The organism is Paraburkholderia panacisoli, assembly GCF_008369935.1.
Taxonomy (GTDB): domain Bacteria; phylum Pseudomonadota; class Gammaproteobacteria; order Burkholderiales; family Burkholderiaceae; genus Paraburkholderia; species Paraburkholderia panacisoli.
This window is the reverse complement of record NZ_VTUZ01000001.1, coordinates 77,909-97,397: the sequence shown is the minus strand read 5'-3', so window position 1 is coordinate 97,397 and position 19,489 is coordinate 77,909. Positions and strand designations below refer to the sequence as shown.

At 62.9% G+C, this 19,489-nt stretch carries 17 protein-coding genes and 1 tRNA gene; 2 read left to right on the top strand and 16 right to left on the bottom strand.

The window, feature by feature from the left end; all coding sequences use genetic code 11:
- Positions 1–6: 6 nt before the first annotated feature.
- The 11 genes from pheS to FVF58_RS00390 all read right to left on the bottom strand — a co-directional run bounded on the left by pheS (position 7) and on the right by FVF58_RS00390 (position 10,221).
- On the bottom strand, positions 7–1,020 hold the full coding sequence (gene pheS, locus FVF58_RS00445; protein ID WP_188130670.1) for a phenylalanine--tRNA ligase subunit alpha: 1,014 nt from the start codon (positions 1,018–1,020) through the stop codon (positions 7–9).
- Positions 1,021–1,178: 158 nt separating this feature from the next.
- A complete protein-coding gene (gene rplT, locus FVF58_RS00440; RefSeq protein ID WP_006052502.1) occupies positions 1,179–1,538 on the bottom strand; it encodes a 50S ribosomal protein L20 in 360 nt (119 codons plus the stop codon).
- A 29-nt stretch (positions 1,539–1,567) separates the two neighbouring features.
- Complete coding sequence (gene rpmI, locus FVF58_RS00435) at positions 1,568–1,765, bottom strand: 50S ribosomal protein L35 (RefSeq protein ID WP_006052501.1); 198 nt, start codon at positions 1,763–1,765, stop codon at positions 1,568–1,570.
- 237 nt (positions 1,766–2,002) lie between these two features.
- Positions 2,003–2,527 (bottom strand): translation initiation factor IF-3, encoded by a 525-nt coding sequence (infC, locus tag FVF58_RS00430; protein ID WP_073430551.1) that lies wholly within the window; start codon positions 2,525–2,527, stop codon positions 2,003–2,005.
- Between the two features lie 50 nt (positions 2,528–2,577).
- Positions 2,578–4,485: a threonine--tRNA ligase gene (thrS, locus tag FVF58_RS00425; protein ID WP_149667988.1), complete on the bottom strand. Its 1,908-nt coding sequence runs from the start codon at positions 4,483–4,485 to the stop codon at positions 2,578–2,580.
- A gap of 252 nt (positions 4,486–4,737) precedes the next feature.
- A tRNA-Val gene (locus FVF58_RS00415) sits at positions 4,738–4,814 on the bottom strand.
- A 143-nt stretch (positions 4,815–4,957) separates the two neighbouring features.
- Positions 4,958–7,201 carry a RelA/SpoT family protein gene (locus FVF58_RS00410; RefSeq protein ID WP_149667987.1) on the bottom strand — a complete coding sequence of 748 codons (2,244 nt, stop codon included), beginning with the start codon at positions 7,199–7,201 and terminating at the stop codon, positions 4,958–4,960.
- A gap of 63 nt (positions 7,202–7,264) precedes the next feature.
- Positions 7,265–7,618: a RidA family protein gene (locus tag FVF58_RS00405; protein WP_149667986.1), complete on the bottom strand. Its 354-nt coding sequence runs from the start codon at positions 7,616–7,618 to the stop codon at positions 7,265–7,267.
- Between the two features lie 79 nt (positions 7,619–7,697).
- Positions 7,698–8,612, bottom strand: a complete 915-nt coding sequence (locus FVF58_RS00400) for an alpha/beta fold hydrolase (RefSeq protein ID WP_149667985.1) — start codon at positions 8,610–8,612, stop codon at positions 7,698–7,700.
- A gap of 260 nt (positions 8,613–8,872) precedes the next feature.
- Complete coding sequence (locus tag FVF58_RS00395; RefSeq protein WP_149667984.1) at positions 8,873–9,514, bottom strand: CoA transferase subunit B; 642 nt, start codon at positions 9,512–9,514, stop codon at positions 8,873–8,875.
- Positions 9,515–9,516: 2 nt separating this feature from the next.
- Entirely contained in the window at positions 9,517–10,221 is a 705-nt protein-coding gene (locus FVF58_RS00390; protein WP_149667983.1) for a CoA transferase subunit A, read from the bottom strand.
- Positions 10,222–10,463: 242 nt separating this feature from the next.
- On the opposite strand from FVF58_RS00390, the gene FVF58_RS00385 reads away from it, so the two are divergent.
- On the top strand, positions 10,464–11,009 hold the full coding sequence (locus tag FVF58_RS00385) for a LuxR C-terminal-related transcriptional regulator (RefSeq protein ID WP_149667982.1): 546 nt from the start codon (positions 10,464–10,466) through the stop codon (positions 11,007–11,009).
- 105 nt (positions 11,010–11,114) lie between these two features.
- Here FVF58_RS00385 and FVF58_RS00380 read toward each other — a convergent pair whose 3' ends face one another.
- Together FVF58_RS00380 and FVF58_RS00375 are read right to left on the bottom strand one after the other, a co-directional pair.
- Positions 11,115–11,546 carry an acyl-CoA thioesterase gene (locus tag FVF58_RS00380; RefSeq protein WP_149667981.1) on the bottom strand — a complete coding sequence of 144 codons (432 nt, stop codon included), beginning with the start codon at positions 11,544–11,546 and terminating at the stop codon, positions 11,115–11,117.
- Positions 11,547–11,716: 170 nt separating this feature from the next.
- On the bottom strand, positions 11,717–12,493 hold the full coding sequence (locus FVF58_RS00375; RefSeq protein ID WP_149667980.1) for an SDR family oxidoreductase: 777 nt from the start codon (positions 12,491–12,493) through the stop codon (positions 11,717–11,719).
- A gap of 186 nt (positions 12,494–12,679) precedes the next feature.
- Between FVF58_RS00375 and FVF58_RS00370 the strand changes: the two genes are divergently transcribed.
- Positions 12,680–14,353: an electron transfer flavoprotein-ubiquinone oxidoreductase gene (locus FVF58_RS00370; protein WP_149667979.1), complete on the top strand. Its 1,674-nt coding sequence runs from the start codon at positions 12,680–12,682 to the stop codon at positions 14,351–14,353.
- 60 nt (positions 14,354–14,413) lie between these two features.
- Here FVF58_RS00370 and FVF58_RS00365 read toward each other — a convergent pair whose 3' ends face one another.
- The 3 genes from FVF58_RS00365 to FVF58_RS00355 all read right to left on the bottom strand — a co-directional run bounded on the left by FVF58_RS00365 (position 14,414) and on the right by FVF58_RS00355 (position 19,258).
- The gene (locus tag FVF58_RS00365) at positions 14,414–15,898 is read right to left on the bottom strand and encodes a glycosyltransferase family 9 protein (protein ID WP_149667978.1); all 1,485 of its coding nucleotides are present in this window, start codon (positions 15,896–15,898) and stop codon (positions 14,414–14,416) included.
- A 51-nt stretch (positions 15,899–15,949) separates the two neighbouring features.
- Complete coding sequence (gene aroC / locus FVF58_RS00360; RefSeq protein ID WP_149667977.1) at positions 15,950–17,050, bottom strand: chorismate synthase; 1,101 nt, start codon at positions 17,048–17,050, stop codon at positions 15,950–15,952.
- Between the two features lie 270 nt (positions 17,051–17,320).
- Entirely contained in the window at positions 17,321–19,258 is a 1,938-nt protein-coding gene (locus tag FVF58_RS00355; RefSeq protein ID WP_149667976.1) for an MFS transporter, read from the bottom strand.
- Positions 19,259–19,489: the final 231 nt, after the last annotated feature.

Sequence of the window (19,489 nt, the reverse complement as noted above, 5' to 3'; positions counted from 1 at the left end):
GCCGGTTCAGGCGAATTGACGCAGGAAACGCAGGTCGTTTTCGAAGAACAGACGCAGGTCTTGCACGCCGTAACGCAACATCGTCAGCCGTTCGAGACCGCTCCCGAACGCAAAGCCGATATAGCGCTCCGGGTCGAGGCCCATGTTGCGGATCACCGTGGGGTGAACCTGGCCCGAGCCCGAAATTTCGAGCCACTTGCCGGCGTTCTTGCCCGTTTCGAACAGCATGTCGATCTCGGCCGACGGTTCGGTGAACGGAAAATACGACGGACGGAAGCGCACGAGAATGTCGTCGCGCTCGAAGAATTTCTTCAGGAAATCGGTGTAGACGCCCTTCAGGTCGGCAAAGCTGATGTTCTCGGCGATCCACAGGCCTTCGACCTGATTGAACATCGGCGAATGCGTGGCGTCGCTGTCCACACGGTAGGTGCGGCCCGGCACGATGACCTTGATCGGCGGAGTGTTGGTGCGCGCGTAGCGCACCTGCATCGGGCTCGTATGCGTGCGCAACAGCAGTTGACGGTCTTCGGCATCCTTGCCGTCGACGTAGAAAGTGTCCTGCATCGAACGCGCCGGATGATTTTCCGGGCTGTTCAACGAGGTGAAGTTGTACCAGTCGGTTTCGATTTCGGGGCCGTCGGCCACGTCGAATCCGATCGTACGGAAAATCTGTTCGACGCGCTCCCATGTACGCATCACCGGGTGCAGGCTGCCTGCAGCGGTGCCGCGGCCGGGCAGCGTGACGTCGATGGCTTCAGCGGCGAGGCGCTGATTCAGCAACGCATCGGCCAGCGCCTGACGGCGGGCCGTCAACGCGGCTTCCACTTGTTGCTTGACGAGGTTGATCCGAGCGCCTTCGGTCTTGCGCGTTTCGGGATCGAGTTTGCCAAGGCCCTTCAACAGCTCGGTCAGCGCACCCGACTTACCGAGAAAGCGCGCTTTCTCGTTCTCGAGGGTGGTGACGTCGGAGGCTTCTGCGAAGGCTTTTTGCGCGTCGGCGACAATCTGGTCCAGATCCATTGATCCCATCATTTCAACGTCAGTGTTCTATCGAAACAAAACTGGTTCTACCAACAAAAACGGGGCTCGGTGAGGAGCCCCGTTTTTGTTGCAGCGTCACCGAGACTACCGGATGTTCGCTGCAACGAACCACGCAGTATTAATTGCCAGAAGCGCAATCAGGCTGCAACGGCGGCTTTCACCTGCTGAACGATCGCAGCAAAAGCAGCCTTGTCGAACACAGCCATGTCGGCCAGCACCTTGCGGTCCAGTTCGATCGAAGCCTTCTTCAGGCCGTTGATGAACACGCTGTACGTCATGTCGTGCTGACGCACCGCCGCGTTGATACGCGTGATCCACAATGCGCGGAACACACGCTTCTTGTTGCGGCGATCGCGGTAGGCGTATTGGCCTGCGCGCATGACCGCCTGCTTGGCGATGCGATAGACGTTATTGCGACGGCCGCGGTAACCCTTGGCCAGCTTAATGATCTTCTTGTGACGGGCCCGTGCGGTAACCCCACGTTTTACTCGAGGCATATTTCGCTCCTATGAGTTTCGGTTAAGGGTTAAGCGAACGGCAGCATTGCGCGCACGGAGTTCAGATCGGAATCATGAACTGCCGTCGAACCGCGCAGATGGCGTTTGTTCTTGGTGGTCTTCTTGGTAAGAATGTGGCGCTTGAAGGCCTGACCGCGCTTGACGGTACCGCCCGGACGCACCACGAAGCGCTTTGCAGCACTCTTCTTGGTCTTCATCTTCGGCATGACAACTCCATTATTAGATGGATATGGGTGTGCGGTCGGCCAGATGGCCATCATCCGCCCTTCGAAACCCATTCCACTTGGTATGCAAACCGCCCGTACTGCCGGCGGCCGCTTTTCAGGACGCGGCGTGCGCTTGCATGCACGCCGTTCCGAAACCTGCCGATACCGCGCCGGACACCCGGCACAGCATCATTTCAACCTTTCGCCACGGGAGCGCGCCATATGGCACGCAGCCGCTTACTTCTTTTTCTTCGGGGCGAGCACCATGATCATCTGGCGCCCTTCCATTTTCGGCATTTGCTCGACCTGACCGACTTCGTCGAGGTCCGTGCGCAAACGCTCGAGCATGCGCATACCGATTTCCTGGTGGGCCATTTCGCGGCCACGGAAACGTAACGTGATTTTCGTCTTGTCGCCGTCTTCGAGGAAGCGGATGAGGTTGCGCAGCTTGACGTTGTAATCGCCGTCGTCGGTACCCGGACGGAATTTGACTTCCTTGACCTGGATGACCTTCTGCTTGAGCTTCGCCTCGTGTTGCTTCTTCGCTTCCTGGTACTTGAACTTGCCGTAGTCCATCAAACGGCAAACCGGCGGGACCGCTTGCGGAGCGATTTCGACCAGATCCACGTCTTGCTGTTCCGACATGCGGAACGCATCAGCGAGTTTCACGATGCCGAGCGGTTCGTTCTCGACGCCGACCAGACGCACCTCGGGTGCCGTAATTTCACCGTTGATGCGGTGCGCAGACTTATCAGTAGCGATGTTACGTTTCCTCTAAAAATTAAAAAAAACGAGCCGGAGTGCCAAGTGGCTCAGTTGAACGACTGCACGTTCTGGCGCAGACGCTCAATGAAGGCGTCGAGAGGCATTACGCCAAGGTCGACACCACCACGGGCACGCACGGCTACCGTTTGGGCTTCACGCTCTTTGTCGCCGACTACCAGCAGGTACGGCACCTTTTCCAGCGTGTGCTCGCGTATTTTATAGCTAATCTTCTCGTTGCGCAAATCGGCCTCTACTCTAACCCCTTGTTTTTGCAACGATTGGGCTAGCGACTGCGCATATTCGGCCTGACTTTCCGCGATGTTCATCACGACGACCTGCATCGGCGCGAGCCAAGCAGGCATTGCACCAGCATGGTGCTCGATCAAAATGCCGAGGAAACGCTCCATCGAACCGACGATTGCCCGGTGCAGCATGATCGGGCGGCGGCGGCTGTTGTCCTCGGCGACATATTCGGCACCCAGACGCTCCGGCAGCACCATATCGAGTTGCAACGTGCCGCACTGCCACGACCGGCCGAGCGCGTCCTTGATGTGGTACTCGACCTTCGGGCCGTAGAAAGCGCCCTCGCCCTGCAACTCTTCCCACGTCACGCCACAGGCCGTCAGCGCCTCGCGCAGACCCTGCTCCGCGCGGTCCCACGTTTCGTCGGTGCCGGCGCGCGCATCCGGGCGCAGCGACAGCTTGATTTCGACATTGTCGAAGCCGAAGTCCTTGTAGACGCTCATCGCCAGCGTATTGAACGCGATCGATTCGCTGATGAACTGATCTTCGGTACAGAAGATGTGCGCGTCGTCCTGCACGAAACCGCGCACGCGCATTAGGCCATGCAACGCGCCCGACGATTCATTGCGGTGGCACGAGCCAAACTCCGCGTACCGCAGCGGCAGATCGCGGTACGAGCGCAAGCCGTGGTTGAACACTTGCACGTGACCCGGGCAGTTCATCGGCTTGATCGCGTAGTCGCGCTTTTCCGATTCCGTCGTGAACATGTTTTCACGGTAGTTCTGCCAGTGGCCCGACGCTTCCCACAGCGAGCGGTCCATGATCATCGGCGTCTTGATTTCGAGGTAGCCGGCGTCGTTCACGCGACGGCGCATGTACTGTTCGACCTGCTGCCACAGCGTCCAGCCGCGCGGATGCCAGAACACCATGCCCGGCGACTCGTCCTGCATGTGAAAGAGATCGAGCTGCTTGCCGAGCTTGCGGTGGTCACGCTTCTCCGCCTCTTCGAGCATGTGCAGGTACGCTTCCTGGTCTTCCTTTTTGGTCCAGGCCGTACCGTAGATGCGCTGCAACTGTTCGTTCTTCGAATCGCCGCGCCAGTACGCGCCCGCCACCTTCATCAGCTTGAAGACTTTCAGCTTGCCGGTGGACGGCACGTGCGGACCACGGCACAGATCGGTGAAGCCGCCGTGCGAGTACAGCTTGATCTCGTCGGCGGACGGAATCGATTCGATGATCTCCGCCTTGTACTTCTCGCCGATGCTCTTGAAGTAATCCACCGCTTCGTCGCGCGACACCACGCGGCGCGAGACCGGCTCGTCTTTCTTCGCGAGTTCCTGCATGCGCTTTTCGATCTTCTCGAGATCTTCCGGCGTGAAGGGACGGTTGTACGCGAAGTCGTAGTAAAAGCCGTTGTCAATGACCGGGCCGATCGTGACCTGCGCTTCCGGGTACAGATCCTTCACCGCATACGCGAGCAGGTGTGCCGTGGAGTGACGGATGATATCGAGACCGTCTGCATCTTTCTCGGTGACGATGGCGAGCGCCACGTCCTGATCGATCAGCGCGGACGTGTCGACCAACTCACCGTCGATCTTGCCGCCGAGCGCAGCTTTCGCGAGGCCGGGGCCGATCGAGGCGGCCACTTCGGCGACGGTCACCGGATGCTCGTACTGTCGAACAGAACCGTCGGGCAGACGTATCGAAACCATTGTGTTCTCCGTGATGCCGACCGGCGGCGGCACATGCAACAAGATCAAAAAGACAAAAAAAATGCGGCCCCGCTTTCGAGGGGCCGCATTCACATTTTCTGCAAACTACATAGGCGAAAGTGGTCCTCGACTAGCGTCGTTCCGAAGTTGTTTCGGTCAACGTTCGCGGTGTCATAACCGTATTCGCCTTTTGCGCTTGACGCGCTTACTGCAGCTTGCGAAACCCCGGCAAAACCGGAATCTCTCTTTCGTTGGTAGGCTCGATTGGACTCGAACCAACGACCCCCACCATGTCAAGGTGGTGCTCTAACCAGCTGAGCTACGAGCCTGAAGAAACGAGATTATATGGAGCCCCACAGCGCTTGGCAAGTACTTTTATGCGCCGGCTTTAAAATTCTACTCATCATGCGCCCGAGCACCCGCCCAGATGCGCTGGTCCGATACGCCCCACTCATGCGCCATATCGCGCGCTTCAGTTCTTGCGCGACGCGCGCACCACCCCCGTCACTTCGCCGAGCAACGTGCACGCACGCTGAATCTGCGCGGCGCTCTGCACCTCGACAGTAAACTGCATGAACGCCGCGTTGCGGCGCGACTGCGTCTTCACGCCGATCACGTTCATCTTTTCACGCGCGAACACTTCGGAAATATCGCGCAGCAGACCCTGCCGGTCCGTTGCTTCGATGGACAGATCGACGGGATAAACGGACTGGCCGCGACCACTCATCACATCCGCCGACCACGCCGTTTGCAGCACGCGTTCGGGCGCGCGGTCGGCCATCCGCTGGAACGTCGGGCAATCGCTGCGGTGGATCGACATGCCTTTGCCGCGCGTGACAAAGCCGCAGATATCGTCCGGCGGCGCCGGCCGGCAGCAGCGCGCGAGCTGCGTGAGCAATGCGTCGACACCGACCACCAGCACCCCGGTCGACGCCCCGCGCGCGACGCTTGCGCCGCTGCTGCGCTTCTCGAATTGCTCGGGCGCCTCGACCACGGGCTCCGGCGGCGGCGCATCGTGCAGCGCCTGCTCGACGAGCCGCAAACTGAACTCTTCCTTGCCGACCACCGAGAACAGATCGTCGGTGGTCTTGAAGCCGAGCTTCGCGGCAAGCTGATCGAGATTGACCGATGTCTTGCCCTCGCGCTGCAAGGTCTTTTCGACCATCGCACGGCCGCTCGCAATGTGCTCCTGCACCTCGACCGCGTTGAACCACGCGCGCACCTTCTGCCGCGCGCGCGAACTCTGCAGATAGCCCAGCTGCGGGTTGAGCCAGTCACGCGAAGGACCACCCTCCTTCACCGCGACGATCTCGACCGTCTGGCCGTTCTGCAATGGCGTGTTGAGCGGCACCATCGCACCGTCGACGCGCGCGCCGCGGCAGCGATGCCCGACCTCGCTATGCAGGTGATACGCGAAATCGATGGGCGTCGCGCCGTGCGGCAACGGAATCACGCGCGCCTGCGGCGTCAGCACGTAGATGTGATCGTCGTCGAGCGTGGCCTGGCGCAGTTGCTCCCACGGCTGCGCCGTGCGCTGTTCGCCGTGCTCGCCCTCGGACACCTCGTCCTTCCATGCGAGCAGTTGACGCAGCCATGCGATCTTCTCGTCGTACTTCTCGGTGGCGGCGAACTGACCGCCGTAGCCGCGCGTGCCCGCTTCCTTGTAGCGCCAATGCGCAGCCACACCGTACTCGGCGAACTGATGCATTTCCTGCGTGCGGATCTGCACTTCGAACGCGCGGCCGTCGTCGCCGATCACGACCGTATGCAGCGACTTGTAGCCGTTCGGCTTGGGCCGCGAGATGTAGTCGTCGAACTCTTTGGGCACTGGTTGCCACAGGTTGTGCACGATGCCGAGCACGGTGTAGCAATCCTTGATGTCCGGCACGATGACGCGAAATGCGCGCACGTCGTAGAGCTCGGCAAAGTCGAGCTCCTTGCCGCGCATCTTGCGCCAGATGCTATAGATGTGTTTCGGCCGGCCGCTCACTTCCGCGCGAATCTGCGCGGCGGCCAGCTCCTGTTGCAGCCGTTCGATCGCCTGCGCGACATAGCTCTCGCGCTCGACGCGCTTCTCGTCGAGCAGCTTCGCGATGCGCTTGTAAGTGGCCGGCTCTTCGAAGCGAAACGCGAGATCTTCGAGTTCCCACTTCAGTTGCCAGATGCCCAGACGGTTGGCGAGCGGCGCGTAAATGTCGAGCGTCTCACGCGCCACGTCCGGTGACGGAGTGAGTTTAGCCGCCGCGTAATAACGCAGCGATTGCAGCCGCGACGCGAGGCGGATCAGCACCACGCGAATGTCTTGCGCGAACGCGAGCAGCATCTTGCGCAGCGCCTCGACCTGCGCGCGCCGCGCGGCTTGCGCGTCGCGCCCGGCTTCGGGTATCGCGTTCTGCGCAGCGCGCAAGCTCACCGTGCCTAGACGCAACAGCTTGCGCACGTCGCCGACCAGTAGCGCGACTTCTTCGCCGAAGTTGTCGGCGATCACGCGCTCCGGGTCCTGCAGATGCGGGGTCAACGCAAACAGCGCGGCAGCCAGCACCGCCGGCGGATCGACGTTGAGCTTGCGCATGATCGACGCCGTACCCGCCGCGTGATCCGCCAGCAACTCGCCCGACGACAGCCGCACCTCGCCCGCATGCTCGCGCACGAACACCATCGCTTCGTCGAAAGAAGGGATGGGATGCGGCGTGCTCGTAACGATTTCGGTATTCATGGTGCGACGGCCCGCCGGGCCAGACGAATCAACGGAATTTCAACAACAGGGGGTGGGCGTACCTTAGCTGCGCTGCGCCGCAACCACGACGATTTCGACGAGGCACTTCGGATTGGCGAGCCTCGCTTCGACGGTAGCGCGCGGCGGCGTGGCGCCTTGTGCGACCCACTCGTCCCACACGGCGTTCATGCCGGCGAAGTGCAGCATGTCGGAGATGTAGACCTGCACCGACAGCAAATGCGACTTGTCGCTGTTCACTTCGGCCAGCAGACGGTCGATGTGCCCGAGCACTTCGCGCGTCTGACCCGTGATGTCCTGATCGTCGTCTTCGGCGATCTGGCCCGCGAGGTACACGGTGCCGTTGTGCACGGCGATTTCCGAAAGGCGCTGGCCGACGTGGTGACGGATGACTGCCATGAAAAATCCTGAGATGGGTTGAAGTTGATCGGAATGCGTTCCGCATGACGCGATCAAAAACGTCGCGCGGAACTGCATATTATGACGCGTCGGCGGCCGCTCCGATAAAGAACTGCCTTGCGAGGTCGATCTGATCGGCCGCGAGAAACGCCGGCGCATGCCCGACGCCGGCGATTTCCGCGCTGGATACAGCGCGCCCGACCTCGACCATCTTCGCGACGGTTTCTCGCGACAGCAGATCGGACTGCTCGCCGCGCACCACCAGCACCGGCCCTTGAAACGACGCGAGCGAATGCCACAGCGCGGCCTCGCCGAGCTTCTGCGCTTCCTCGCTGGCGGCGGCGAACGGCTGCGCGATGCGCGGGTCGTAGCGGAACAGCCACGCGCCGTCCTGCTCGTGCAGCAGCGGCGTATTGATTTCACGCCATTCGTCGGGCGTGAGCGGACCGAAGGTCTGCGCGAGCAAAGCAGCGTAGTCGACGCCTTGCTGCAGAGTTTCGAAGCGCGCGGGCTTGCCGAGGTAATCGCTGATGCGCTGCACGGCGGCCGGCTCCAGATGCGGACCCACGTCGTTCAACAGGAGCTTGCGAATCGGCGTGTCCGGCAAACCGGCGAGCCCGAGTCCGATCAGACCTCCCATCGAGGTGCCGAACCAGTCGACCGTTTCGACATTCAGGCGCGCGATCAGCGTGACCATGTCGGCGACGTATTGCGGCACTCCATACAAGTTGGGGTTGGCGAGCCACGATGACAACCCCCGCCCCACCACATCCGGGCAGACCACGCGGTAGGTTCCTGCGAACTCCGCCGCGACGCGATCGAAATCGCGCCCCGAGCGCGTCAGGCCGTGCACGCAAAGCAGCACGCGCGGGTTGTCGGGGTCGCCCCATTCGGTATAGGCCACGCGATGCAAACCTGCGGCGCTCGCGCACTGCACATAGCGTTGGCGCGGCACGGGCCGCCCGGTGGTGGAAGCGGATGGAGTGGCGGTCATCTGGGTTCCTTGCGAAAGCGCTGCGGATTGGGCTCGGGCACGGCAGGAATCGACTGGCGTCTAATCTCCAAACGATTGTAAACCGCTTTGCCGCGCGGCAAGGATTGGCCGGACGGCCTGGGGACAGCGCTTCAGACGCACGTGGACGCGGCCCAAAAGAAAACGGGCGAGACTCGCGCCTCGCCCGCCTGGGAAACTGCGTCGTTGCCGCCTGCCGGTCAGTCAGGAGTCGCACGACCGGTCAGCGGCTAACGTCTGTGTCAGCTCACTGCGCTCACATCGAGCGGCGCGCCCGTCTTCGCCTTGATTTCGTCGATGCTCACGCCCGGCGCCAGTTCGGTCACCTTCAGACCGGCATCCGTCACGTCGATCACGCCGAGGTCGGTGATGATCTGATCGACCACGCCCACGCCCGTCAGCGGCAGCGTGCATTCTTCAAGAATCTTGTGCTGATCGCCCTTCGCGACGTGCTCCATCAGCACGACCACGCGCTTGACGCCCGCGACCAGATCCATCGCGCCGCCCATGCCCTTGATCATCTTGCCGGGGATCATCCAGTTGGCCAGATCGCCGTTCTTGCTGATCTGCATCGCGCCGAGAATCGCCAGGTTGATGTGGCCGCCGCGAATCATCGCGAACGAATCCGCCGACGAGAAAATCGACGAGCCCGGCAGCGTGGTCACGGTCTGCTTGCCGGCATTGATCAGATCGGCGTCCACTTCGTCCTCGGTCGGCGAGGGGCCGATGCCGAGCAGGCCGTTTTCCGACTGCAGCCACACTTCGACGCCGGCCGGCACGTGGTTCGCCACCAGCGTCGGCAGGCCGATGCCGAGGTTCACATAAAAGCCGTCCTGCAATTCCTTCGCCGCGCGCGCGGCCATTTCGTCACGAGTCCATGCCATGATCAGTCTCCTTTCGCGCGGACGACGCGTTGTTCAATGCGTTTTTCCGGATGCTCATTCAGCACGATGCGCTGCACGAAGATGCCAGGCGTATGGATCGCGTCCGGATCGAGCTCGCCCACTTCGACGATCTCTTCCACTTCCGCGACGGTGATCTTGCCGGCCATCGCGCACATCGGGTTGAAGTTGCGCGCGGTGCGGCGGTAGATCAGGTTGCCCGACTTGTCGGCCTTCCATGCCTTGACGAGCGCGACGTCGGCGGTCAGCGAATGTTCGAGCACGTAGTGGTGGTCGCCGAACTGGCGGGTTTCCTTGCCCTCGGCGATCAGCGTGCCGTAGCCGGTGTTGGTGAAGAACGCCGGAATCCCCGAACCGCCCGCGCGCAGCTTCTCGGCGAGCGTGCCTTGCGGCGTGAATTCGAGCTCGAGTTCGCCAGCCAGATACTGGCGTTCGAATTCCTTATTCTCGCCGACGTACGACGAAATCATCTTCTTGATCTGGCGCGTTTCGAGCAGCAGGCCGAGGCCGAAACCGTCGACGCCCGCATTGTTGCTGATGCAGGTGATGCCCTGCACCTTCGAATCGCGTAGCGCCGCGATCAGCGCCTCCGGAATGCCGCACAGCCCGAAGCCGCCGACGGCAAACGTCTGCCCGTCCTTGACGATGTCCTTCAGCGCCTCGGCGGCGCCTGGATAGACCTTGTTCATCAGTATGTCCCTTCCTTTATGGAAATCCGAAACCGGATCGTTGCGGCTGGCACGACGTTATGCGGGCCGCGCCCGCTTCGTCATTCTAGTCATCCCCGGCAGGCAGTGCGCCCGGCTCGACATGAGCTGCGCGCGGCGCCCGCCGCGAACCACTTCGCCGCGTTGTGATATGCCCGAAAGAGTACGCTGTGCGTGCCATGCGGCACAATACGCAAAACTACATAAGTACTTGCCGCCAAGCCATGCCCGCCCTGGATTACCGAACCGCTTTCCAACTCGCCCCGATCGGACTCGTGCTGTCGCGCGAACGCGTTATTGAAGACTGCAATGACGAACTGGCGTCGATTTTCGGCTGCACGCGCGAGTGGCTGCTCGGCCAGTCGTTCCAGGTGCTCTATCCGTCCACGGACGAGTTCGAGCGGATCGGCGCGCGCATTCCGCCGATCATGACCGCCCAGGGCAGCTACGCGGACGACCGCATCATGAAGCGCGCCAACGGCGAATTGTTCTGGTGCCACGTGACCGGCCGCGCGCAGCAACGCACCGACCCGCATGCGGCCGGCATCTGGACTTTCGAGGATTTGAGCGCGACCCGGCGCGTGGCGGTGGAATTGACCCCGCGCGAACGCGAGATTGCCGCGCAACTGGTGACGGGCAAGACCAGCAAGCAGATCGGCCGGGTGCTGGAGATCAGCCCGCGCACGGTCGATGTCTACCGGGCGCGGCTGATGCGCAAATACGATACGGGGAATGCGACCGAGTTGTTGCAGCGGCTGCTCGGGAATTGAAGCGCGGGCACTGAAACGCGAGCCTTGAAACTTGAGCGCTAAGGCACGAGGAGCATCGAGGCGCGGGCATGAGCGCCCGGCCGTTGACGAGCGGCGCTCAGGCCGTCAAGCCGCCTTGACCAGCGCAGCCCGCTCGATGGTCGCGCGCAGCAGCTCGGGCACCGGCACCGATTTACCCTGCGTGTAATGGATCCACACGCAGCGCGCGGCGCCACGCGCATACACGGTGTGCGGGTCGTCGGCGCGCACCAGCTCGAAGCCGGTGTCGAAGCTGCTGCGCCCGGGCGTCGCCACCGACATGCGCCCGATCACATCGCCGGGATAGTGCAGTTGCTTGAGAAACTCCATCGACGCGTTGACGATCACCGGCCCCTCGCCATCTGCATTGCCGCCGATATAGCCCAATTGCTCGAACCAGGAAATCCGTACCTGCTCCATGTAGCGGAAATAGACCGTGTTGTTCACATGGCCGAATGCATCCATGTCGCCCCAGCGGATCGGCATCGACATCTCGAAAACTGCGTGAAAATCTCTCATCGTACTTCCGTTCTTCCTGCTTCTTTAAAGTGTTGAAACCTGTTCCAGGCCGGCGCGCGAAGCCGCCCGACAACGCCAGGACCGTCGTCCAACATAACCCCGGCGCCTATGTTGCAAAAAGACCCGCGCGCGCAAAACACTTTCTTCGAACGTGCACCGATGCGCAACGCTCACGCAAGCCCGAAGCCGTCGTCGGCGGCGATCACCGAGCCGTTGATGAATTGCGATTCGTCGGCCGCCAGCAACAGCAGCAGCCCGTCCAGATCGTCCGGCTTGCCCACGCGATGACGCGGCAGCATCGACACCAGCTTCTGTCCCTGCTCGGTCGACCAGTGATGATGGTTGATTTCGGTGTCGATATAACCCGGGCAGATCGCGTTCACGTTGATGCCGTGCTTGCCCCACTCCAGCGCCATCGCCTTCGTCATATGGACGACGGCCGCCTTGCTGATCGAATACAGGCCGATTTGCGGCAGCACGCGCAAGCCCGCCATCGACGCGATATTGATGATCCGGTACGACGGTTTCTGCGCGCTGTTGCCGCGCATGATCATGCGCTTGGCGACTTCCTGCGCGACGAAGAAGGCGCCGCGCGTATTCGTGTCGAACACATATTCGAAGTCGGCCGGCGTGACCTCGGAGAGCTTCTGCGTGGTCGACACGCCCGAGTTGTTCACCAGAATGTCGATCGTGCCGGCCTCGGTCTCCGCATGGGCGACCGCCGATTTGATGCTCTGATAATCGGTCACGTCGAGCGAAACGACATGCGCCGCACCGCCGGACGCCTCGATTTCGGCGCGCAGTTCCTTCAGACGCTCGGTGCGCCGGCTCGCCAGCACGACCTTGGCGCCCGCCTGCGACAGCACCTGAGCAAAGCGCTTTCCCAACCCGCTCGAAGCGCCGGTAATCAGCGCGACCTTGCCTTCCAGATTGATCGAACGGCCCATTGTCGTTCCTTTCGGTTGTAGTGACAGCTGCGGTTGACGGGTCCGGTAGGCCCGGCACTACGGGTCGATACCGTATCGCTAAAATAGTACGGTCGTGCTAATCTCGCCTCCTCGGGTTGCAGTGCATGGACCGATCGCCCACAATACGAACCCGAAAAAAGCATTCTAACGGTAAGAGGAGCATCAATGACCCCCGCAAGTCTCATTGAGCAGTACGGCCCGCGCGAGTCGATGGAATACGACGTCGTGATCGTCGGCGGCGGCCCGGCTGGCCTGTCCGCGGCGATCCGCCTGAAGCAGCTGGCGGCGGAAAAAGGCGCTGATATTGGCGTGTGCGTACTGGAAAAAGGCTCGGAGATCGGGGCGCATATCCTGTCGGGCGCGGTGATGGACCCGCGCGCGATCACCGAATTGATCCCGGACTGGAAGGAAAAAGGCGCGCCGCTCACGGTGGACGTGACCGAAGACCGCTTCCTCTTCCTGACCGAAACCGGCTCGAAGAGCGTGCCGGTCTGGGCGTTGCCGGATAATTTCAAGAATCACGGCAACTACGTGATCAGCCTCGCCAACGTCACGCGCTGGCTCGGCCAGCAGGCCGAAGCGCTCGGCGTCGAGATTTTCCCGGGTTTTCCGGCCGCCGAAGTGTTGTACAACGACGACGGTTCCGTGAAAGGCGTCGCGACCGGCAACCTGGGTATCGGCAAGGACGGCGAGCCGACCGAGAACTTCCAGCTCGGGATGGAACTGCATGCGAAGTACACGCTGTTCTGCGAAGGCGCGCGCGGGCATCTGGGCCGTCAGCTGAACGATAAGTTCAAGCTGCGCGAAGGCGTCGATCCGCAGGTCTACGGCATCGGCATCAAGGAGCTGTGGGAGATCGATCCTTCAAAGCACAAGCCGGGGCTGGTGATGCACACCGCCGGCTGGCCGCTGGAAAACGACACCTACGGCGGCTCGTTCCTCTATCACATGGACAACAACCAGGTGGTGGTGGGCTTCGTGGTCGGGCTTGGGTATTCGAATCCGTATCTGTCGCCGTTCGAGGAGTTCCAGCGCTACAAGACGCATCCGGCGATCCGCGCGATCCTGGAAGGTGGCAAGCGCGTGTCGTATGGCGCGCGGGCGATCACGGCGGGCGGCCTGATGTCGCTGCCGAAGCTGGTGTTCCCGGGTGGCGCGCTGGTCGGCGACGATGCGGGCTTCCTGAACGCATCGCGGATCAAGGGTTCGCATGCGGCGATCAAGACCGGCATGCTCGCGGCCGAAGCCGCGTTCGACGCGGTGCAGGCCGGACGTCAGTCCGATGAACTCACCGCCTATCCGGAGAGCTTCAAGACTTCGTGGCTGCACAGCGAGCTGCATCGCGCGCGCAACTTCAAGCAGTGGATGAGCAAGGGCCTGTATCTCGGCACGCTGATGGTCGGCATCGAGCAGAAGCTGCTGGGCGGCAACGTGCCGTGGACGCTGCATCATCAGCATTCGGACCACGAGATGCTCAAGCCAGCGTCGCAGTGCAAGCCGATCACGTATCCGAAGCCGGATGGCAAGCTGACGTTTGACCGTTTGTCTTCGGTGTTCATCTCGAACACGAATCACGAAGAGAACCAGCCGGCGCACCTGACGCTGAAAGACCCGTCGATACCGGTCAACGTGAACTGGCAGACCTATGCGGGTCCGGAATCGCGTTATTGCCCGGCGGCGGTGTACGAGTTCGTGAAAAATGATGACGGCAGCGAACGCCTGGTGATCAATGCGCAGAACTGCGTGCATTGCAAGACGTGCGACATCAAGGACCCGACGCAGAACATCGTGTGGGTCACGCCGGAAGGTGGCGGCGGGCCGAACTACCCGAATATGTAAGCGATGTCCTGTTTGCCTTCGCAGTGCGCGGTGCAACGCCCGCGCTGTGAAGGCGAAAGTTCAACGACGCACCATCGCCTCAATCCGGTCCCGCACTTTGCTCACCACCGGCGCCCAGGCGCCGATGCGCGGCTGCCGGATCAACTCGATCGAATCGTACCAGGCAGTCGGCTGCAACGCTTCGCCCCAGAACCACGCGGATACGTGATCGACCATCAGACAGGTCGGCACGCCGAGCGCCCCCGCCAGATGCGCGGGCCCGCTGTCGATCGTCACGAGCAGATCCATATTTGCCATCAAGGCGGCGACATCGTCAAAGCCGAACTGAAAATGACGGGTCATGTCGACGACGTCGAAACCCTTGGCGCACCATCGCGCGACCGTCTCGCCACGCCCCGGCGATAGCGCGAAAAAACTCACGTTTGCCGTGTTCAATAGCGGCTCGAGTTGCTCGACGGGCACCGAGCGCCGTTTGTCGCGGACATGCTCCGGATTGCCGTTCCACACCAGACCAACTTTGAGATTGCCTCGCGCAGCGGCGATTTGCGCGTCGACCCGCGCGCGCCACGTCTGCACGAGAGCCGGATCGGCACGCAGATACGGCGCACCCCAACCCGTGGCATCGACGATATCGAGCCGCAGCGGGAGGCTCATCAATCCGCAATGGAAATCGGGCCGCGTGTCCAGACTCGTTTCGAGCGTCAGATCGGTGGGCAGCATGCGCTCGAATAGCTGCCGCAACGGGCCGTCGTAGCCGAAGATCACCCGCCCGCCTTCGCGCCGCGCCCGCTCGGCCAGCAGCGGCAGAAAGCGCACCGCCCACAGGCAGTCGCCATTGCCCTGCTCGCCGTATACCACCAGCGTCTTGCCGGCCAGCGACTCGCCCTGCCAACGCGCGCTGATCGCCGCGAGCGCCTGCTGGGCGTGATTCAGATCGTCGGCCGTCGCGACGCGCGATTCGTAATGCGCCCAACCGTCGGCGAAACGGCCCGCGCGAATTTCAAGTTCCGACAGATCGAACTGCGCGTACGCGTTGTTCGGCGAAATCGCCAATAGCTGTCTGAGCAGCGCCTCGGCTTGCGCGAAACGCGCCTGCTCCTTGATGCACAGCGCCACCTTGTGAAGCACCACCGGATTGTCCGGCACGACGCGTAACGCTTCGCGCAGCAGGCGCTCGGCGGTGGCGAAATCGTCGCGCTCCTGCACGGCGGCGGCACACCAGATCAGCGCGTTGGCGTCTTCGGCGTCGTGCGAGAGCAGCAGCGCGGTCGCGGACTCGACCAGCGCCCAGTCACGCACGACGAAGGCCGTTTGCGCAATCGTGGGGAGCAACGAGGGTTCGCATGCGGGATCGAGCCGATAGGCGCGCACCAGCGCGGCGAGCGCCTCGCGCTGGCGGGCTTTGTCGCGACCGGCGTGCTGCAACAGGAGATGGCCGAACGCGAAGCAGTCGGCGGCGACGGCATCCGGCGCGGCGGCCCGCGCGCGTAGCGTGGCGAGCTGGTTATCTGCCAAACCCGCCACTGCAGCGTTCAACTCGGCCATGAAGACGGCACCGCGTGCGCGGCGAGTCCGAAGACGTTCAACGAACGCGAGTTACGGCGCACTCGCCGCGATCCTCGGCGTAGTGACCGAGACATCGCCGCATTGCGCGCGATGGCGCAGCGCGTGGTCGATCAGCACCAGTGCGAGCATCGATTCGGCGATTGGCGTGGCGCGAATGCCGACGCACGGGTCATGCCGTCCGAACGTTTCGACGATGGCCGGTTGCCCCGCCTTGTCGATCGAACGGCGCGGCGTGCGGATGCTCGAGGTCGGCTTGATCGCGATCGACACCGTGATGTCCTGCCCGGTCGAAATGCCGCCGAGCACGCCACCCGCGTGATTGCCGACGAAGCCCTCGGGCGTCAATTCGTCGCCGTGCACGGAGCCGCGTTGCGCGACGCTCGCGAAGCCCGCGCCGATCTCGACGCCCTTCACCGCGTTGATGCCCATCATGGCGTGGGCGATGTCGGCGTCGAGACGGTCGAACAGCGGCTCGCCGAGGCCGACCGGCACGCCGGAGGCCACGACGTTGATGCGCGCGCCGATCGAGTCGCCGTCTTTACGCAGCGCGTCCATGTACGCTTCGAGCTGCGGCACGATCCCGGCGTTCGGCGCGAAGAACGGGTTTTCGCGCACCTGCGCCCAGTCGACGAACGGCACGTCGATCTCGCCGAGCGCGGCCATATAGCCGCGAATCTCGGTGCCGAACTTTTCGCGCAACCACTTCTTCGCGACCGCGCCCGCCGCCACCGTGGGCGCGGTCAGGCGCGCCGACGAACGGCCGCCGCCGCGATAGTCGCGGATGCCGTATTTCTGCCAGTAGGTGTAGTCGGCGTGGCCCGGACGGAACGTGTCGGCGATGTTGCCGTAGTCCTTGCTGCGCTGATCGGTGTTGCGGATCAGCAGCGCGATCGGCGCGCCCGTGGTCTGGCCTTCGAACACGCCCGACAGGATCTCGACCTTGTCTTCTTCCTGACGCTGCGTGACGTGGCGCGACGTGCCGGGCTTGCGGCGGTCGAGTTCGAACTGGATGTCGGCTTCGTCGAGCGCCATGCCCGGCGGGCAGCCATCGATCACGCAGCCGATAGCGGGGCCGTGCGATTCGCCGAAGGTCGTGACAGTGAAAAGCGTACCGAGCGTGTTGCCGGACATGGGCGTCGTCCAAAGAAATGCGGGGAAAGCGCTATTATGCCAGCCCCATTGCGTGTGGAACGCGTTGCGCAGCGTGCGTGGCCGATCGGCCAGGCCCAATTGAGCCGCGGGCTTGCGAGAGTTCGCGCGGTCTGTCGGCATGCGCGCCGCCGTTGGTAGGAATTTTCGCTTCAGTTGTAGGGCGCGCTGTCACATTGGCGTCGGCCGCGCTTTTCGTCCCAACTCGAACCACGGTCTCGCCGACAATGTGCCGCACGGCGTCCCCGCCTGCTACTTCCGCGCGCCGCGCAACTCGGTGACGATCTGCTGCAACTTCTCGGGCGTGGCCAGCGCCGGGTCAATCGGCTCGCCCACCGCGAGACTCAGCCGGCTCATCACGCCCTTGCGGATCGGCCGCGGCCAGCGCGCGTCGTCGGCACGGGAAAACACGCTGCCCCACAGGCCGCGCAGCGCCATGGGGATGACCGGCGCCGGCGTGCGCTTGACGATCTCGGTCACGCCGTGACGGAACGGATTCATCTCGCCGGTTCGCGTGAGCTTGCCTTCGGGGAACACGCAAACCAGTTCACCGTGGGCCAGCGCCCGCGCGCAACGCTCGTAGGCTTGCGCGAGCAACCCGGCATCCTGATGCGCCGGCGCGATCGGAATCGCCTTCGCATGACGAAACACCCAGCCCGCGAATGGCGACTTGAAGATCTGGTGATCCATCACGAAACGGATCGGCCGCGGGCTCTCGGCCATGATCACGATCGCGTCGACGAAACTCACGTGGTTGCACACGAGCACGGCCGCGCCCTCCTCCGGAATCCGCTCCGCATGCACGAGGCGGATCCGGTAGAACGTATGCACCAGCATCCACGCGATGAAGCGCAGCAGAAACTCCGGCACCAGCGAATAGATGTAGGTCGCGACGACGATGTTCAGCAGCGCGGTGACGAGGAAGATCGCCGGAATGCTGAAGCCGGCCGCGGTCAGGCCCATCGCCATCAGCGCCGAGACGATCATGAACAGTGAGTTCAGGATGTTGTTCGCGGCGATGATGCGCGCCCGGTGGCTCGGCTGGCTGCGGCTCTGGATCAGCGCGTAGAGCGGCACGCTGTAGAAGCCGCCGAACATCGCGAGCAGGAACAGATCGGCCAGCACGCGCCAGTGCGCAAGCCGCCCGAGGAACTCGCCGACGCTCAACAGGTGCCCCGCCGGCGGCAACGCGTGGCTCGCGAAAAACAGATCGATCGCGAACACGCTCATGCCAATCGAGCCAAGTGGCACGAGACCGATTTCGATCCGCCGCTTCGAGAGCTTTTCGCACAGCAGCGAACCCGTGCCGATGCCGATCGAGAACGTGGCGAGTAGCACGGTCACGACATCCGGATTCGCGGACAGCACGTTCTTCGCGAAGCTGAAAAACGACGACAAAAACGTCGCGCCGACGAACCACAGCCAGGAAATGCCCAGCAGGCTGAGAAACACGGTGCGGTTTTCGCGCGCCAGCTTCAGGTTGCGCCACGTCTCGCTGAACGGATTCCAGTTGATGCGCAGGTCGGGTTGCGGCGCGGCCGTGGCCGGCACGAAGCTCGACACGACGCGCCCCGCGAGCGCGATCGCGATGCAGGCGCCAGCCAGCACCACCGCGCCATGGTCGGCGAGACCCGCGCCCGCGCCGCCGACGATCGTGCCGATCAGGATCGCAACGAAGGTGCCCATCTCGACCATGCCGTTGCCGCCGACCAGTTCCGCCTGCGACAGATGCTGCGGCAAATACGAATACTTGACGGGGCCGAACACGGTCGAATGGACGCCCATCAGAAACGTGCACAGATACAGCAACGGCGCGCTATGCAACCAGAATCCGGCGCCGCCGACCAGCATCACGACGATCTCGAAGCTCTTGACGAGCCGCGTGAGCACGGCCTTGTCGTACTTGTCGGCGATCTGGCCGGAAGTGGCCGAGAACAGCACGAACGGTAGGATGAAAATTGCCGAGATCAGGAACGCCGCGGTTTTCGGATCGACACCGGAAAACCGCGCCGCCTGATAGGTGACGAGCGACGTAAAGCCGATCTTGAACACATTGTCGTTCATCGCGCCGAGGAACTGCGTCCAGAAAAACGGCGCAAAGCGGCGCTGGCTGAGCAACCGGAACTGGGATTCATGCGCCCCTTGCGCACGGGCGGCGCGGCGGGCGGCAGGCAATGGACGATCGCTCATGAAGTTTGAAGAACGGGAGAAAGCGCCGTAAGCAGCGCGGGACGCAGGCGATTCACCGCGCGGGACATCGCGCCGGCTCTTGATTCCAATACGCGCATCGGCTGCCGCTGCGGCGGGCTGCCCGCAATGTCACCGGGTACAAAAGCGAAGGACACAAAAAAAGCGCACGCTTTCGCGCGCGCCTTGTCTGCCTGTTCACGCTCATCGCAACACCCCGAGCGCGGACGGTCA

Coding starts and splice junctions, on each gene's coding strand:
- thrS (WP_149667988.1), bottom strand. CDS start 4,485: ATGGTTTCGATACGTCTGCCCGACGGTTCTGTTCGACAGTACGAGCAT.
- aroC (WP_149667977.1), bottom strand. CDS start 17,050: ATGTCCGGCAACACGCTCGGTACGCTTTTCACTGTCACGACCTTCGGC.
- pheS (WP_188130670.1), bottom strand. CDS start 1,020: ATGGATCTGGACCAGATTGTCGCCGACGCGCAAAAAGCCTTCGCAGAA.
- FVF58_RS00365 (WP_149667978.1), bottom strand. CDS start 15,898: ATGGCCGAGTTGAACGCTGCAGTGGCGGGTTTGGCAGATAACCAGCTC.
- FVF58_RS00375 (WP_149667980.1), bottom strand. CDS start 12,493: ATGGGCCGTTCGATCAATCTGGAAGGCAAGGTCGCGCTGATTACCGGC.
- FVF58_RS00395 (WP_149667984.1), bottom strand. CDS start 9,514: ATGGCATGGACTCGTGACGAAATGGCCGCGCGCGCGGCGAAGGAATTG.
- FVF58_RS00390 (WP_149667983.1), bottom strand. CDS start 10,221: ATGAACAAGGTCTATCCAGGCGCCGCCGAGGCGCTGAAGGACATCGTC.
- FVF58_RS00400 (WP_149667985.1), bottom strand. CDS start 8,612: ATGACCGCCACTCCATCCGCTTCCACCACCGGGCGGCCCGTGCCGCGC.
- FVF58_RS00355 (WP_149667976.1), bottom strand. CDS start 19,258: ATGAGCGATCGTCCATTGCCTGCCGCCCGCCGCGCCGCCCGTGCGCAA.
- rplT (WP_006052502.1), bottom strand. CDS start 1,538: ATGCCTCGAGTAAAACGTGGGGTTACCGCACGGGCCCGTCACAAGAAG.
- FVF58_RS00405 (WP_149667986.1), bottom strand. CDS start 7,618: ATGGCAGTCATCCGTCACCACGTCGGCCAGCGCCTTTCGGAAATCGCC.
- FVF58_RS00380 (WP_149667981.1), bottom strand. CDS start 11,546: ATGAGAGATTTTCACGCAGTTTTCGAGATGTCGATGCCGATCCGCTGG.
- rpmI (WP_006052501.1), bottom strand. CDS start 1,765: ATGCCGAAGATGAAGACCAAGAAGAGTGCTGCAAAGCGCTTCGTGGTG.
- FVF58_RS00410 (WP_149667987.1), bottom strand. CDS start 7,201: ATGAATACCGAAATCGTTACGAGCACGCCGCATCCCATCCCTTCTTTC.
- FVF58_RS00370 (WP_149667979.1), top strand. CDS start 12,680: ATGACCCCCGCAAGTCTCATTGAGCAGTACGGCCCGCGCGAGTCGATG.
- FVF58_RS00385 (WP_149667982.1), top strand. CDS start 10,464: ATGCCCGCCCTGGATTACCGAACCGCTTTCCAACTCGCCCCGATCGGA.